Origin of the sequence: Nocardioides luteus, from assembly GCF_014648595.1 — a bacterium.
In the GTDB taxonomy this organism is placed as follows: domain Bacteria; phylum Actinomycetota; class Actinomycetes; order Propionibacteriales; family Nocardioidaceae; genus Nocardioides; species Nocardioides luteus.
Genome location: NZ_BMRK01000002.1, coordinates 272,071 through 288,328 on the forward strand (window position 1 = coordinate 272,071; position 16,258 = coordinate 288,328).

The 16,258-nt window shown below is 70.2% G+C and carries 12 protein-coding genes and 1 tRNA gene; 10 read left to right on the top strand and 3 right to left on the bottom strand.

Translation table 11 applies throughout. From position 1 onward, the window contains the following. Window positions 1-17: 17 nt before the first annotated feature. Window positions 18-773: a maleate cis-trans isomerase family protein gene (locus IEY81_RS03720; protein ID WP_189117104.1), complete on the bottom strand. Its 756-nt coding sequence runs from the start codon at window positions 771-773 to the stop codon at window positions 18-20. A gap of 178 nt (window positions 774-951) precedes the next feature. Here IEY81_RS03720 and IEY81_RS03725 point away from each other — a divergent pair, with 178 nt between their 5' ends. From IEY81_RS03725 to IEY81_RS03750, 6 genes are all read left to right on the top strand, one after another. Next, complete coding sequence (locus IEY81_RS03725) at window positions 952-2,304, top strand: MFS transporter (protein WP_189117105.1); 1,353 nt, start codon at window positions 952-954, stop codon at window positions 2,302-2,304. After that, complete coding sequence (locus IEY81_RS03730; protein ID WP_189117106.1) at window positions 2,297-3,436, top strand: acetyl-CoA C-acyltransferase; 1,140 nt, start codon at window positions 2,297-2,299, stop codon at window positions 3,434-3,436. The genes IEY81_RS03725 and IEY81_RS03730 overlap by 8 nt, the downstream gene beginning before the upstream one ends. A gap of 49 nt (window positions 3,437-3,485) precedes the next feature. Beyond that, on the top strand, window positions 3,486-4,217 hold the full coding sequence (locus IEY81_RS03735) for a TetR/AcrR family transcriptional regulator (RefSeq protein WP_189117107.1): 732 nt from the start codon (window positions 3,486-3,488) through the stop codon (window positions 4,215-4,217). A gap of 183 nt (window positions 4,218-4,400) precedes the next feature. After that, window positions 4,401-6,506 (top strand): hydantoinase/oxoprolinase family protein, encoded by a 2,106-nt coding sequence (locus tag IEY81_RS03740; RefSeq protein WP_189117108.1) that lies wholly within the window; start codon window positions 4,401-4,403, stop codon window positions 6,504-6,506. Window position 6,507: 1 nt separating this feature from the next. After that, window positions 6,508-8,829 carry a hydantoinase B/oxoprolinase family protein gene (locus IEY81_RS03745; protein WP_189117109.1) on the top strand — a complete coding sequence of 774 codons (2,322 nt, stop codon included), beginning with the start codon at window positions 6,508-6,510 and terminating at the stop codon, window positions 8,827-8,829. Between the two features lie 157 nt (window positions 8,830-8,986). Continuing rightward, window positions 8,987-10,234 (top strand): NAD(P)/FAD-dependent oxidoreductase, encoded by a 1,248-nt coding sequence (locus IEY81_RS03750; protein ID WP_189117110.1) that lies wholly within the window; start codon window positions 8,987-8,989, stop codon window positions 10,232-10,234. A gap of 22 nt (window positions 10,235-10,256) precedes the next feature. Here the strand turns inward: IEY81_RS03750 and IEY81_RS03755 are convergent, their stop codons facing one another. After that, window positions 10,257-11,795, bottom strand: a complete 1,539-nt coding sequence (locus IEY81_RS03755) for a PucR family transcriptional regulator (protein WP_189117111.1) — start codon at window positions 11,793-11,795, stop codon at window positions 10,257-10,259. 74 nt (window positions 11,796-11,869) lie between these two features. Then, window positions 11,870-11,953 (bottom strand) — tRNA-Leu (locus tag IEY81_RS03760). 242 nt (window positions 11,954-12,195) lie between these two features. Here IEY81_RS03760 and IEY81_RS03765 point away from each other — a divergent pair. From IEY81_RS03765 to IEY81_RS03780, 4 genes are all read left to right on the top strand, one after another. Further along, a complete protein-coding gene (locus IEY81_RS03765; protein ID WP_189117112.1) occupies window positions 12,196-12,903 on the top strand; it encodes an FHA domain-containing protein in 708 nt (235 codons plus the stop codon). A 79-nt stretch (window positions 12,904-12,982) separates the two neighbouring features. Then, complete coding sequence (locus IEY81_RS03770; RefSeq protein WP_008355644.1) at window positions 12,983-13,462, top strand: FHA domain-containing protein FhaB/FipA; 480 nt, start codon at window positions 12,983-12,985, stop codon at window positions 13,460-13,462. Next, entirely contained in the window at window positions 13,459-14,793 is a 1,335-nt protein-coding gene (locus tag IEY81_RS03775; protein WP_189117113.1) for a PP2C family protein-serine/threonine phosphatase, read from the top strand. Before IEY81_RS03770 ends, IEY81_RS03775 begins: the two co-directional genes overlap by 4 nt. After that, the gene (locus tag IEY81_RS03780; RefSeq protein ID WP_189117114.1) at window positions 14,790-16,220 is read left to right on the top strand and encodes an FtsW/RodA/SpoVE family cell cycle protein; all 1,431 of its coding nucleotides are present in this window, start codon (window positions 14,790-14,792) and stop codon (window positions 16,218-16,220) included. The genes IEY81_RS03775 and IEY81_RS03780 overlap by 4 nt, the downstream gene beginning before the upstream one ends. Window positions 16,221-16,258 lie beyond the last annotated feature (38 nt).

A 16,258-nucleotide genomic window follows, 5' to 3' on the forward strand; every position in this document is an offset into this window, starting at 1 on the left:
TCGCCGTGGAGCGGGGTTCAGGTGGCGGGCTGGAGGCTGTCGGCGCGCAGGAGGGACCCGGCGCCGGGGATGTCGACGGGGAGATCGGCGGCGCGCAGGATGCTGTAGGCCCCGGCGGTCGCCGCGGAGAGCACCGGCAGGCCGAGCTCCTGCTCGGCAGCCTCGACGAGCGAGAGCGACGGCATCTGGACGCACGCCGAGATGACCAGCGCGTCGACATCGGTGAGGTCGAGGCTGCGAGCGGCCTCCATGACGCGATCACCCGGGATGCAGCCGACCTCGCGGTTGTCCTCGACCTCGAGCGCCCGCCAGTCGGCGACCTCGAAGCCCTCGGCCTCCAGGTAGGCCACGACCTTCTCCGCCAGCGGACGCATGTAGGGCGTGATCAGGGCGATCCGCCGCGCGGACAGTGCCTGGAGCCCCTCGACCAGGGCCCCGGCGCTCGAGCGCACACGCGCCTCCGCCCCGCCGGTCGCGAGCTGCTCGGCGACGAGCCCCTCGACCCGCTGGTGCTCGCCCGGACCGGCGGCCATCAGAGCGACCAAGCAGGCGTAGAGGATCACGTCCGGTGAGGCGTCTCCCAGCTCGAGGATGCAGCGCTCGCGCTGGGCGTTCATCGCGGCGAGCTGCTCGGGGGAGACCTTCGCCATCCGCATGCGGCTGGCGTGGAACGAGAAGCTCGCTTGCGGGTGCCGGCTCAGGATCGCCGGCATCTCGGTCTCGACCGTCACGTTGGAGCTCGGGACGACCAAGCCGATTCGTACGTGGTTCATGAGGGTCCTTTCGTCTCACCTCATGATTCAACGGTGATGACAAAAAGTCAACGCGATCGTCAACAGCCATCACGAGAGCCCACTCACAACCCCTCGCTCGCGTGTTTACGATGACGTCAATCTATTGACGGATGCGTCAGAGCGAACTACGGTCTGCCTCGCCCTCAAGGAGTTCGACATGCAGACGTCCACGACCACGACCAGAGCCGGGCTCAGCGTCCGGCGGACCCCACAAGCCGTGCTCGCGCTGAGCTTCGCCGCCCTGACCCTCGAGGGCTACGACCTGATCGTCTACGGCACCGTGGTGCCGAGCCTGCTGAGCTACCAGGCCTGGGACCTCACCCCCGAGCAGACCGGCTTCTTCGGCTCGATCGCCGTCCTCGGGATGCTGCTGGGCGCCCTCGGCTCGGGAGTCCTCACCGACCGGATCGGGCGCCGCCGGGCCATGGTGCTGAGCGTGACGGTCTTCTCGGTCGCGATGGGCCTGTGCGCCGTCGCGACGCACCCCGCCCAGTTCGGGTTCTTCCGGCTCCTCGTCGGGCTCGGTGCCGGCGGGCTGATGCCGACCGTCGTAGCGCTGGTCGTGGAGTACTCGCCGAACCACCGGCGGAGCCTCAACACCGCGATCGCCTTCGCGGGCGTCGGCATCGGTGGCGCCCTTGCCGGCCTGCTCGCGATCGTCCTCGTCCCCGCGTACGGCTTCCGGGTGATGTTCGCGGTCGGCTTGGTGCCGCTGCTTGTCGTACTGCCGCTGCTGCTCCGCCACCTGCCGGAGTCGGTCGACTATCTGCGAGCACGCGGACGCGAGGAGGAGGCCCGTGCGGTCGTCACCCGGCACGGTCTCGAGGTCGACCTCGATATCGGTCTCGACGCACGCCTCGAGCCGACCGCAGACGTGGTGGCACCCGGCTGGGGCTCGCAGCTCCGCACCATCTTCGGCAGGCGGCTGCTGGCGACCACCCTGCTCTTCTGGGTGGCGACGTTCCTGTGTCTCCTGGTGCTGTTCGGCGCCAACGCCTGGTTGCCGGCGCTGATGGTGCGCGCGGGCTACGGGCTGGAGTCGGCGCTCTCCTTCCTCCTGGTGCTCAACCTCGGCGCCGTCTTCGGCACCCTCGCCGCCTCGCCCCTGGCGGATCGCTTCGGCTCCAAGCCGATCGTGGCGGCAGCGTTCACGACCGCCGCGGTGTCGCTCTCCCTGCTCGCCGTGCACCCGCCGACCGCCGTCGTCTACGTCCTCGTGGCCCTCGCCGGGGTCGGCACGACGGGCACCCAGATCCTCGTCAACACCTACGTGGGCAGCTCCTACCCGACCGAGAGCCGCGCGACGGCCCTCGGCCTGTCCCTGGGCGTCGGGCGCCTGGGCGGGGTGCTCGGACCCACCTACGGCGGCTATCTGCTGGCCACCGGACTGCCCGTCTCCGGTCAGTTCTACGCGTACGCCGTGCCCGCACTGATCGGCTGCGTGGTCATCCTCGCCATCCCCCGAACCCGACCCGACGAAGCGACGAAGGAGGTGGGCGCCCATGCGTGAGGCGGTCATCGTGAGCACGGCCCGGACCCCCATCGGTAAGGCATATCGCGGAGCGTTGCGCGAGATCTCCGCCCCCGAGATGGCCGCGCACGCCATCTCAGGCGCCCTCGGGCGGACGTCGGTCGAGCGCGGCGAGATCGAGGACGTCGTGCTCGGCTGCGCCATGCAGGAGGGGACGGCGGGCTACAACGTCGCGCGGCAGGCGGCGCTGCGCGCCGGCCTCCCGACCAGCGTCCCGGGGATGAGCATCGACCGGCAGTGCGCCTCCGGCATGATGGCGATCGCGACCGCTGCGAAGCAGATCGTCGTGGACGGCATGCAGGTGACGATCGGCGGCGGGGTCGAGTCGATCTCGCTGGTGCAGAACGAGCACCGCAACACCTACCGCGCCGAGGATCCCTGGCTCGCCGACTTCGGGCACGACATCTACGTGAGCATGCTGGAGACGGCGGAGAACGTCGCCGGGCGCTTCGGGGTGAGCCGGGAGGAACAGGACCTGTACGCCCTCGAGTCGCAGCGGCGTACCGCACGAGCGCAGGAGGCCGGCCTCTTCGACGAGGAGATCGTCCCGTTCCACCTCGACCTCGACGAGGGCAACCGTCCCTCGACGACCATCGAGGCGCTCCGCGGGTTGTCCGCCGTGCTGCCGGACCGCCCGGACCACGCAGCGACGGTGACCGCCGGCAACGCCTCACAGCTCTCGGACGGGGCGGCCGCGGTCGTCCTCATGGAGGCCGGCGAGGCATCGCGGCGCGGCCTCGACCCGCTGGGGATCTACCGCGGCATGACGGTGGCCGGGTGTGATCCGGACGAGATGGGGATCGGGCCGGTCTATGCGATCCCGCAGCTGCTGCGGCGGCACGGCCTCACGATCGACGACATCGACCTGTGGGAGCTCAACGAGGCCTTCGCCTCTCAGACCGTCTACTGCCGCGACCGCCTGGGCATCGACCCGGACAGGTACAACGTCAACGGCGGGGCCATCGCGATCGGCCACCCGTACGGCATGAGCGGTGCCCGCATGGTGGGCCACGCGCTGCTGGAGGGTCGCCGCCGCGGCGCTCGGTACGTCGTGGTCAGCATGTGCGTCGGGGGCGGGATGGGCGCGGCCGGGCTCTTCGAGCTGTGCTGAGCCGCGCCGGATGACTCGACATGAACGTCAAATCGATAACATCAGCGTCATGAGCAACGCCAAACCCCGCCCGAAGACGAAGGCCGGGAAGGACGCGGACCCGGCCCGGTCAGGCGTACGTCGCGGACTGGTCGAGCAGGAGATCTACGACCACGCGACGCGCTTGTTCGCCGAGCGCGGATTCGCCGGCACCAGCTTCCAGGACATCGCCGACGCCGTCGGGCTGACCCGGCCCGCGCTCTACCACTACGTGAGCAGCAAGGACGAGCTCCTCGCCAAGCTGGTCGCCGAGATCACCCAGGACTCGGCCGCCGGGATCCAGGCGATCGCGGAGCGCGACGACCTGGACGCGACCCGCAAGGTGCACGAGATCGTCGTGATGAGCGTGCGCCGCCAGGCGGAGAGCGCCGCCCGGTTCCAGCTCCTGATCCGCTCCGAGGCCGACCTCCCCGAAGGCATCGCCGAGACCCACACGGCCGGCCGTCGCGCCGTGCTCAAGGCGATGGCCGGGGTCATCGAGGACGGCGTCGCGAAGGGCGTGTTCCGACCGGTCGACCCGCGCGTGGCCGCGCTCGGCCTGCTGGGCATGAACAACTGGGTCGCCTGGTGGTATCACCCCGACCAGCGCAACGACCTGGACCGGATCTGCGAGCAGCTCGCCGACATGGCGGTGGCGTCGCTGATCAACCCCGACGGCAGTGCCACCACCCGTGCGGAGCCTCGCGACGTGCTCAGGCTGATCCGGCGCGATCTCGACCACCTCGAGAACCTGCTCGACTGACCGACCGCAACCCCTCCCCCTCTGTCAGGCCCCCGCACTCGCGGGGGCCTGACGCCCGTTTTGGCTGGTCGAGCAGGTGGTGGCGGCCACATCTTCTTGATTTACACGTTCGTCAACCTATTGACGGCTCCGTCGAATCGTTCTAGCGTTTGTGACACCGGACACAACGAAACGAGGATGCTCATGGCTTACGTCATCGGTGTCGACGTCGGCGGAACCTTCACGGACGCCGTGCTCGACGACGACGCAGGGAACATCGTCGCGGCGAAGGCGCCGTCGACTCCGCCGGACTACTCCCAAGGCGTCATGGACGTGTTGGCAGTGCTGGCCGAACAGCTCGGGATGCCGGTGGACCAGATGCTCGCCAGGACCCACCACATCGCCCACGGCACCACGTCGTCGCTCAACGCGCTGGTCATGGGCAACGTGCCTCCCGTCGGGTTCCTGACCACGGCCGGCCACCGCGACTCGATCTTCATCATGAACGTCGAGGGCCGCTACCTCGGTGGGTCACCCGACCAGCTCCAGAACGTGCTGGGACAGAGCAAGGACCACGGGCTCATCCCCAAGCGCCACGCGCTGGAGGTCGTCGAGCGACTCGACCGCGACGGCACGGTCGTCGTCCCGCTGGACGAGGAGTCGGTGCGTACGGCGGTCCGCAAGCTCCTCGACGCCGGCGTGAAGGCGATCGCGGTCTCGCTGCTGTGGTCCTTCAAGAACCCCGCCCACGAGCAACGGATCCGCGAGATCGTCCACGAGATGAACCCGGACATGTTCGTCTCGCTCTCCTCGGAGGTGAGCCCGCGGATCCGGGAGTTCGCGCGCAGCTCCACCACCGTGATGAGCGCCCAGATCGGGCCCGGCCTGCGCGACTACCTCGGCTCGCTGGAGGGCCGGCTCCGGGAGCAGGGTCTCGTCGGACCCCTCCTGGTCATGCAGAGCAACGGTGGCGCCATCGCCGCCGCCGAGGCGCCCGCCACCGCGATCAGCACCGTCGGCTCGGTGCTCACCGGAGGCGTCGTCGGCGCGGTCTCGCTCGGCGAGCAGCTCGGGCACCGCAACATCATCTCCACCGACGTCGGCGGCACCACCTTCCTCGTCGGCCTGGTGGTCGACGGCGAACCGGTGCGCACCAGCAGCACGATCATCAACCACCACCCGATCAACGTGCCGACCCTCGAGGTCCATGCGATCGGCTCCGGCGGCGGCGCCATCGCATGGCTCGACAAAGGCGGCAACCTCCAGGTCGGCCCGCGCAGCGCGCAGTCGGTGCCCGGCCCGGCGTGCTACGGAGCCGGCGGCACCGAGCCGACCAACACCGACGCCAACCTCGTGCTCGGCATCCTCCCCGAGACGGGCCTGCTCGGCGGTCGCAAGGCACTCGACCTCGAGGCCGCCCGAGAGGCCATCCGGGTACGCATCGCAGACCCCCTCGGTCTCAGCGTCGAGGACGCCGCCGCCGCGATCTATGCGATCCAGAACGCCCAGACCGGCGACCTCCTCCGCAAGACCGTGGTCGAGACCGGCCACGACCCGCGCGACTTCGTGCTCTACGCCTTCGGCGGAGCCGGCCCCGCGTACTGCGGTTTCTACGCCGCCGAGGTCGGGGTCAAGGAGTGCGTCGTCCCGCTCGGGCCGGTCGCCTCCGCCTTCTCGGCCTACGGTCTCGCCTCGTCCGACATCGTGCTCGCCTCCGAGCTCTCGGACCCGGGCCAGATGCCGCTCGACCCCGCCCGTGCGACGGAGAATTTCGCCGCCCTCGAGGAGCAGGTCCGAGCCGCGATGGAGCGTCAGGGGCTGGACTTCGAGCGGATCGAGCTCGTCCGCTCGCTCGACCTGCGTTACACGGCCCAGCTCGCGGAGGTCGCGGTCGAGGTCCCGGACGGTGACCTCGACGACGCGGCGATGACCCAGGTGATGGCCGACTTCGAGCAGCGCTACGGCGAGCTATTCGGCGAGGGCACCGGCTTCAGTGCCGCCGGTGTCCAGGCGATCACGTTCCGCGTACGCGGCACCGGCGTCCTGCCCTTCTCGCCCGCCCTGCCGAAGGTCGACACCGCGATCGACCCCGACCCCTCCGCGGCTCTGCTCGCGACGCGCAAGGTCTGCCTCGACCCGCGCGTGGGCTACGTCGACACGGCGGTCTACGACTACCGCCAGCTGCTCGCCGGCCACCGGATCACCGGCCCGGCCATCATCGAGGTCCCCACGACCACCGTCGTCGTTCCGCCGGAGATGACCGGCACCGTCGACCACCTCGGCAACCTGACCATCACCACGAGGAGCTGACATGACGATGCAGATTCCCGGCTCGGAGCACTTCTCCAGCCGCCCCACGAACTTCGACGAGATGACAGCGGGCCTCCCCGAGTCCCTGGAGGTCCACACCGTCAGCCAGGAGCAGATCGACGCCCTGGACCCGCTGACCTACGAGGTGGTCCGCCACCGGCTCTGGTCGGTGACCGAGGAGATGGGCGAGGCGCTCAAGCGCATGTCCGGCTCACCGATCGTCACCGACGCCAACGACTTCGACTTCGCGATCTGTGACGAGCTGGGTCAGGAGGTCCAGGTCGGTCTCTACAACACGATGCTCGCCGGGGCCGTCGACCTGGCGATCTACTGGACCCTCCAGCACCGGTCCCACAACCCAGGCGTACGCGAGGGCGACATGTTCCTCTGTAACGACCCGTGGGTAGGTGGTGGCCTCCATCAGAACGACGTCATCGTCTTCCAGCCGGTCTTCCACGACGGCAAGCTCTTCGCCTGGACCAGTGCGATCTGCCACGAGCCCGACCTCGGCGGCGTCGGCCTGGGCTCCTTCAGCCCGGCCGCCCAGGACGTCTTCTCCGAGGCGCTGCCGACGCCGCCGATCAAGGTGGTCAAGGACTTCGACCTGCAGGACGACGTCGTCGACGTGTGGATTCGCCGCTCGCGCGTACCGATGCTGGTGAACCTCGACCTGCGCGCGAAGGTCGGCTCCAACACCGTGGGCCGCAAGCGGCTCGAGGAGGTGATCGCGCAGTACGGCGCCGACACCGTCAAGGCCGTGATGAAGCGGATGATGGCCGACGCCGAGGGCCGCCTGCGTTCCAAGCTCACCGATCTGCCCGACGGCACCTGGTCGGCCACCGGCTACCAGGACCAGTCGCACGAGGGCGACCGTGGCGTCCACAAGATCACCGTCGCGATGACGAAGCGCGAGGACCACCTGACCTTCGACTTCACCGGCACCGACCCGCAGGCCGGCATGATCAACTGCACCTACGCCGGCATGCGCGGCGGCGTGATGCTCGCGCTGCTGCCGATCCTCGCCCACGACATCCCGTGGTCCGCCGGCGGCCTGATGCGCTGCTTCGACCTGGTCTCGGAGGAGGGCACGATCAACAACGCGACGTACCCGGCCGCGGTCAGCCGAGGGCCGATCGGCCCGGCCTGGCTGACCGGCACGCTGGTCGCGCAGTGTCTGTCCCAGATGCTCGACCGTTCCACCGACCTCGGCGCGAGCGTCCAAGCGGCCTGCTGCGGCACCTGGGACACCGCCGTCGTGGCCGGTCTGGACGAGCGCGGTGAGGCTCCGATGCCGTTCCTCAACGTGATGATGGAGCCGATGGCCGGCGGCTTCGGCGCCCGTCCCGAGATGGACGGCATGGACACGGGCGGCCTCTTCTGCATCCCGATGGGCCGCGTCCCCGACGTCGAGATGACCGAGTTCCTCTACCCCCTGCTGACCTTGTGGCGGCGCGAGGAACCCGACTCCGGCGGCCCGGGGCGCCAGCGCGGCGGCGTGAGCGCCTCGCTGGCGGTCACCCTCCACGGCACGTCGCAGCCGGCCGGTCTCGTGCTCGCCTCGGCGGGCAAGGCGGTCGCGCAGAACAACGGCCTCGCAGGCGGCTATCCGGGCAACACCGGCTTCGACGCCGTCGTACGCCGCGCCGAACTCGGCGAGGTCCTCGCCGACGGCCGGATCCCGCAGACGCTGGACGACCTGGGCAGCGACGTGGAGATCGGCCACTGCTACGCCCAGTCGCATCTCGCTCCCGGGGAGGTGCTCTACATGAACTGGCAGGGTGGCGGCGGCTACGGCGACCCGCTGCTGCGTGACCCGGACGCCGTCCTCCACGACATCGTCGAGGACAAGGTGACCGCGTCGGCCGCCGAGATCGTCTACGGCGTCGTCCTCGCCGGCGACGAGGTGGACCGCTCCGCGACCGAAGCCCGGCGGGCCGCGCTTCGCGAGGACCGGCGGGACCGGTCGCAGTCGGAGCCCAGGGACCGTGGCACGGTCGACACCGCCACGGCCCGGCGCATCGACGACAACCTCGTCATCGACGGCGACACCGTCGGCTGCGCCCACTGCGGCCAGGGCCTGGCCGATGTCACCCGTGACGTGTCGCTCGGCCTGGCCACGTACGACGGTGCTTCGACGGCCGCCGGACCGCAGGTCACCTCCGACCCGGCCTACTACGTCGACGACACGATCGTCTTCCGTCAGCTCTGCTGCCCCGGTTGCTGGACGGCGATCTCGTCCACGATCGTGCCTGCCGACCACGTCGGGCCGACCGACGACCTCGCCACCCTCGGGGTCACCCCCAGGCTCGTCGCCGCCGAGTAGCCGGATCGGCGGACACGCCGACACGACAGATCAGCGAAGCCCCGGCTCCTCGGAGCCGGGGCTTCGTCGCGCCGTTGGGCTGCGGCCACAACCGCGAGGCCCCGAGTTGTCACGAACGCCCAGCCGAGTCCCGGCCTCCGGGGCCGACGATGGGGTCATGACCTCAGCAGCGCACCCTTCATCGCCCCGCCGTGTCGCCGTCGTCGGCGCCGGCATGGTCGGTCTGTCGACCGCGTGGTTCCTGCAGGAGGCCGGCGTCGACGTCACCGTCGTCGACCGCGACGGCGTCGCCGCCGGCTCGAGCTGGGGGAACGCCGGCTGGCTGACGCCGAGCATCGCCGTGCCGCTCCCCGAGCCGTCGGTCCTGCAGTACGGTCTGCGCGCGGTCCTCAGCCCGTCGTCCCCGGTCTACGTGCCGCCCACCGCGAACCCGCGGCTGCTGCGCTTCCTCGCCCAGTTCGCCCGCAACTGCACGCCCGCGCGGTGGCAGCAGGCGATGCAGGCGCTGATCCCGCTCAACAACGGCGCGCTCGCCGCCTTCGACGAGCTCGAGCGCGGCGGGATCGAGGCTCGTACGCGGTCGGCAGACCCGTTCACCGCCGCGTTCCGCAGCGTCGAGGACAGCCGCGCGCTGCTCGACGAGTTCGCCCACATCGAGGCCAGCGGTCAGCAGGTGGACTTCGAGGTGGTCGACGGCGACCGGGCGCGGGCCGAGGAGCCTGCTCTGGCGGACAGCATCGCGACCGCCATCCGGATCCGGGGCGAGCGGTTCATCGACCCGGCGACCTACGTGCACTCGATCGCGGACTCGGTGCAGAAGCGCGGCGGTCGGCTGGTCACCGGGGTGTCGGTCGGCGAGATCCGGTCCGGCGACCGTGAGGTCGTCGTCGCGGGCGAGCGCTACGACGCCGTCGTCGTGGCCACCGGGGCGTGGCTGGGCGCGCACGGCCGCCGGGTCGGCGTCCGCCGCCTCGTGCAGGCGGGCCGCGGCTACTCCTTCACCGTGAAGGTCGACGACCTGCCGCGCGGACCGGTCTACTTCCCGACCCAGCGGCTGGCCTGCACACCGATCGGCGACCGGCTGCGGATCGCCGGGATGATGGAGTTCCGCGACGCCGACGCGCCGCGCGACCCGCGGCGGATCGACGCCCTCGTCGGTGCGGCGCGCGACCTCCTGGCGGGAGCCCACCTGGACCAGCGCGAGGACGAGTGGGTCGGCGCCCGGCCGTGCACCTCCGACGGTCTGCCGCTGATCGGCGCCTCCGCCGACCCGCGCGTCTTCGTCGCCGGCGGTCACGGGATGTGGGGCATCACCCTCGGTCCGGTGACGGGGCGGCTGCTGGCGGAGCAGATCGTCTCCGGCGTACGTCCTGACGCGCTGCGCGCTGTCGACCCGCTGCGCTGACCGGGCCGGCTCACGGCCCTGCTCACCGGCCGGGCGGTCCACCTCGCCCACGGAGCCGGGCGATCTCCAGGCGCAGCGCGAGCCGCTGCTCCGGGTCCTCGAAGTCGATCGGGCACAGGGCAGCGATCCGGGCGACCCGGTTCCTGACGGTGTTCGGATGCACTCCCAGGGACCGGGCCGCCCGTTTCGGCTCGCCCCAGTGGTCGATCAGGGCCTCGACCGTGTCGATCAGCACGGTTGCGCTCTCGTCGCCGAGGAGGTCCCTGATCGGAGACACGATCGGCCGGCTCTCCTGCCCGCGCACCGCACGCGTCAGGATGATCGCCGGCCATCCCTCCTCGACCGTGACGACCGGGCGACCCTCGTCCTCCGCGCCGGCGAGCTCGGTGGCGGTGAGGCGGGAGGCGTCGAGATCGCGAGGAGCGTCGACGGTCGTGCCGACGTACATGTGTACGTCGGCGTTGTCCCGCCCCTCGCCGCGCACCAGCTCACCGAGCCAGCCGTCGCTCCCCGGTCCCGAGGCCCCGGCGCGGAGCACGGCGTAGACCTGGTCGTCGAGGTCTGCGATCACGGGCCGGCGCCACCCGCGGCGGCGGCACAGCGCCTGCCACAGCTGCCGTCTGGCCTCCGCAGGCAGGTCGGCCGGCCCGGCCAGCACCGCCACCCGCCACGGACCGTCGTCGAGCCACTCGGGCTGGTCGACGACGGAGCCGCGCACCAGCGACCGGATCTGGTCGAGCTGCACCTGCTGATGGAGCTCGGTTTGCGCGCGCAGCCGGAGGAGGGCGAGCGCGACCAGCTCGGTGGCAGCGTCCAGCTCGCGCTCGTGCCCCGGCGGCAGGGGGTTCTCGGCGATCGCCCAGATCGACCCCAGCCATTCACCCCCGGCCCGGACCGGGACCACGTAGCGCGCCTTGACCCCACCGTCACCTGCGGGCACGAAGATCGGCGAGTCGGAGCGGGCCATCCGCCGGAAGACACCGAGAGCGCGGAAGTGGTCGCGCACCTCTCGGGGCACCCGGCGGCCGACGATGGTCGCCGTGCGGGCGTCGTCGATGTCCGACTGGCCCTGGGAGTAGGCCAGGACGTGGGAGCTCGCGTCCTCGATCGTCACCGGCGCCTCGAGGAGCGAGCTGATCCGGTCGGCGATGTCGAAGAGGTCGTCGTGGAGGTCGTCGGCCGCCCCTCGCGCCGGTCTCGCCGAGGCGTCGATGGCCGACCGCACGACGGCGATCACCGAGCTCAACGACGCACCCCGGCTCATCGCCAACAGCGGCAGACCGAGCTCACGACAGCGCTCGGCGACACCGTCGTCGACGGCCAGCGGGTGCCGCACGAGCAGGCCCGACGCATCCGCACAGGAGGTGACCAGCCCCTGCACCTGCCCGACGTCCGTGGCCCCGACCACCGTCACCAGATCGCCGCGAGCCACCCCGGCCGCAGACCCGACCTCACCCGCCTCGACGATCTCCAGCCCGAAGACCGGCCGCGGCTCACCCGGCACGACGACCTCGACGAAGCCCTGGGGCAGCGAGTCGGCGAGGTCGGCAGCGGTGGTCACACCGCCACTGTGCCACTGCCAAGAGGCGGAGATGAACGAAGCCCCGGTCCATCGGACCGGGGCTTCGTCACACGTGCGCGAGGGGGGAGTTGAACCCCCACGTCCTTGCGGACACACGGACCTGAACCGTGCGCGTCTGCCTATTCCGCCACTCGCGCGTGCAGCAGAGGAAACGTTAGCCCACCAGCACCCACCGGCCCAAAACGACGGCACCCCGTCCGCCTTGACACGGGTGGTCACCGGATCGTGGGAGGATCGAAACCACGCAGAATGCGGGAAGTAGCAGATCCCCTAGGGTGCACCGATACGATCGGGCCGAATCCGGGGGGACCACTATGCCCGTACGCGACACACCACCCAACCTGACCGGCCTGCCGGCACCTGAGAGGAGCGCAGCAACGTGAGCGGCCTGCAGAAGTTCGAGCAGAAGCTGGAGCAGCTCATCTCAGGCGCTTTCGCCAAGGCGTTCCGGTCCGAGGTGAAGTCGGTGGAGATCGTCGCCGCGCTCCAGCGCGAGATCGACAACAACGCCCAGGTGCTCAGCCGTCAGCGACGGCTGGTGCCCAACGACTTCTTCGTCGAGCTGTCCGCCAGCGACCTCGGCAAGCTGGAGTCCTACGGACCCCACCTCAAGGAGGAGCTGAAGCGCCAACTGATGGATCACGCCGAGGTGCAGGGGTTCGTCTTCCCCGGCCGGGTGAACATCCAGTTCGGCGAGGCGAAGGACCTGACGATCGGCCGGTTCCGGGTGCGCAGCCGTGCCCAGGCGGCGGTCTCGGGCGGAGACATGAGCGACACCCAGGTGAGCCGTGCGCAGGCCTACCTGGAGATCAACGGCACCCGGCACCCGCTCCACGGCAACCTCGTCGTGGGCCGTGGCACCGACGCCGACCTGCGCATCAACGACCCGGGCATCAGCCGCCGCCACATCGAGTTCCGCTCGAAGCAGGCCGGCGACGGCGTGCGGATCGAGGTCTACGACCTCGGCTCGACCAACGGCATGCTGGTCAACGGGCAGAAGATGGCGAGTGCAACCCTTGACGACGGCTCCCAGGTGCGCATCGGCACCACCGTCATCACTGCGCATATCGTGGAGGAGCGCCGTTGAGCGAGCGTAAGCGAGCGACCATTCAGATCGTCACGACGCCACTTCCGTACGCTGGCGCCTTCTCAACGGAGGTGGCGGCGTGAGCGAGCTGACCCTTTTCCTGATCCGGGTCGCCTACCTGGCGATCCTGTGGATCTTCGTGCTGGCCGCGTTGTCCGTGATCCGCTCCGACATGTTCGGCGCGCGGGTCACCAACGCCTCCGCCGGCCAGCCCGCAGCGGCGCCGGGTCGAGGCAAGTCTCCCGCGGCGCGGGCACCGCGGCGCGGCGTACCCACGCACGTCGCGGTCACCACCGGCTCCAACGCCGGTGTCACCGTGCCCCTCTCGCAGGCGCCCATCGTCATCGGCCGCGGCAGCGACGCCGCGATCATCCTCGACGACGACTACGCCTCCACCCGCCACGCCCGCATCGCCGTCTCCGGCGACCAGTGGTTCGTGGAGGACCTCGGATCGACCAATGGCACCTACATCGGGTCCGTCCGGATCAATCAGCCGACCGCTATCTCTCTCGGGACCCAGGTGCGGATCGGTAAGACAATCCTGGAGCTGCGCAAGTGACCGCTGCGACCGACCCCACGCCCGACCCGGCTCCCAGCCCCGGTGCCCCTGGCGGACGACCCTTCCGCCTCGAGTTCGCCGCGGTCTCCGACGTCGGCCGGGTACGCAAGGACAACCAGGACAGCGGGTACGCCGGTCCGTGGCTGCTGACCGTCTGTGACGGCGTCGGTGGCGCTGCCCGCGGCGACATCGCCTCCAGCACCGCCGTCCAGCAGCTGCGCAAGCTCGACGAGGAGCCTGCCCTCGGGCTGGTCGACGACGACCTGATCGGCCTGGTCTCCCACGCGCTGCACATGGCCCACGACGAGATCGGCCACCTGGTCGACCACGACCCGACGCTCAACGGCACGAGCACGACCTCGACCGTCGGCCTCTTCGACGGCTCCAAGCTCACCGTCGGCCACGTGGGCGACAGCCGCGCCTACCTGCTCCGCAACGGCGCGATCCACCAGGTCACCCACGACCACACCTTCGTGCAGACGCTTCTCGACGAGGGGAGGATCACCGAGGAGGAGGCCAAGACCCACCCTCACCGCAACCTGATCCTCAAGGCCCTCGACGGCACCCGTGAGCTCGAGCCCGACCTGTTCATCGTCGACCTCGCCGCCGGCGACCGACTGATGTTCTGCAGCGACGGCGTCTGCGGCTACGTCGACGACCCCCGGATCGCCGACATCCTGGCGACCGGCACGCCCGAGTACGCCGCCGTCGAGCTGGTCCGCGTCTCCCTCGACTCCGGCAGCACCGACAACGTGACCTGCGTGGTCGCCGACGTCGTGCCCAGCGACACCATGCCGTCGGCCGGACTCGAGGCCCAGATGGTGGGTGCTGCGGCGGAGCTCAAGCGGAGGACCACCAAGACCGGCCAGATGACTGCGCTGTTCCGCGGCCACCGGATGGGCGACACCGGCGAGCTCGACCCGATCGACGAGGAGATCCCCGACGGCGCGATCGCCGCCGACCCGGAGGAGATGCGCTACGCCCTCCAGGCGCCTGCCAGGTTCCTGAAGCTGCGCTGGGCCTTCGGGCTGCTGGCCATCCTCGGTGTGGTCTGGGTAGCGGCGGCGACGGCGTTCGTCTGGTCGCAGAACCAGTGGTACATCGGGCAGCAGGACGGCAACGTCACCATCTTCCGTGGTGTCCCGACCACGATGATCGGCCTCGACCTCTCCGAGCCCTACCAGACCTCTGACCTGAAGGTCGAGGACCTGGCCGAGACCTACCAGCACCAGCTCGAGGACGGCATCCACAGCAAGGATCTGGCCGGCGCCCAGGAGAAGGTGCAGTCGCTGGCCGACCAGAGCGCGGCCGACACAGGTAACGCGTCATGAGTGGGTTCACCCCGGCGAGCTCCATGCCCGTTTTCGTCCACCGGTCGCGCCGGGGGGCCGAGCTCGTCCTGATGATCCTGGCCCTGGCGGTCGGGATCGGCGCCTACGCCGCGGTCGGCCTCGGCGTGCAGGAGAAGGTGCCGGTCGACATCGTCGGCTACGGCACCTGGCTGGTCGCGCTGCTCGTGGCGGCCCACATCGGCGTACGTCTTCTGGCGCCGTACGCGGACCCCGTGCTGCTCCCGCTGGTCGCGATGCTCAACGGCTTCGGTCTCGCCGTCATCCACCGTCTCGACCTGGCCGCTGGGGCGAGCGAGTCCGACGCCTTCGCCCGCCAACAGCTGATCTGGATGTCGCTGGGCGTGGTGCTGTTCCTGATCACGCTCTTCGTGGTCCCCGACCACCGGATGCTCCAGCGGTTCACCTACACCGCCGGCCTCGGCGCGGTGGTCATGCTGATCCTGCCGATGCTGCCGATCATCGGAAAGACGATCAACGGCGCCCGGATCTGGATCAACCTCGGTCCGGTGAGCTTCCAGCCCGGTGAGGTCGCCAAGGTGCTGCTGGTGGTCTGCTTCGCCGGCTATCTGGCGGTCCACCGCGACGCGCTCGCCCTGGCCGGTCGTCGGTTCGTCGGCATCGACCTGCCCCGCGGCCGCGACCTCGGTCCGTTGCTGATGATGTGGGTGATCAGCCTCGCGATCCTCGTGCTGCAGCGCGACCTCGGCTCCAGCCTGCTCTTCTACGGCCTCTTCGTGGTGACGCTCTACGTCGCGACCGAGCGCAAGGGCTGGATCGTCGTCGGTGGGCTGCTCTTCGCCGGCGGTGTCTTCGCCGCGATCAGCCTCTTCAGCCATGTCCGCGTCCGCGTGCTGACCTGGCTGAACCCGTTCGACTACTACCCGGACCCGGTCAACGGCACATCCTCCGGTCAGCTCGTCGAAGGCCTCTTCGGGATGGCCTGGGGCGGCATGATCGGCCGCGGCTTCGGGTCCGGCGAGCCCTGGCGGGTCCCCTACGCCAACTCCGACTTCATCATCCCGGCGATCGGTGAGGAGCTCGGTCTGACCGCGCTCCTCGCGCTGCTGCTGTGCTACGGCCTGATCGTCGAGCGCGGCCTGCGCACGGCGATCGTGGCCCGCGACGACTTCGGCAAGCTGCTCTCGGTCGGCCTGGCCACCTCGGTCGCCCTGCAGACCTTCGTGGTCGTCGGTGGCGTCACCGGCCTGATCCCGCTGACTGGTCTGACCACCCCCTTCCTCTCGTATGGTGGGTCTTCGCTGGTCGCCAACTGGGTGATCGTCGCCTTGCTGTTGCGCGTCTCGGACCAGTCCCGCCGTCCACTGCCGACGGCTCCGTCCGACGAAGACCTCGCCGCTGAGGAGACCCAGATCGTCAAGCTCGACAAAGGGGCGATGAACAAGTGAGCGAGCGCCAGCGAGCGAACCACGAGCTCAACACGCGA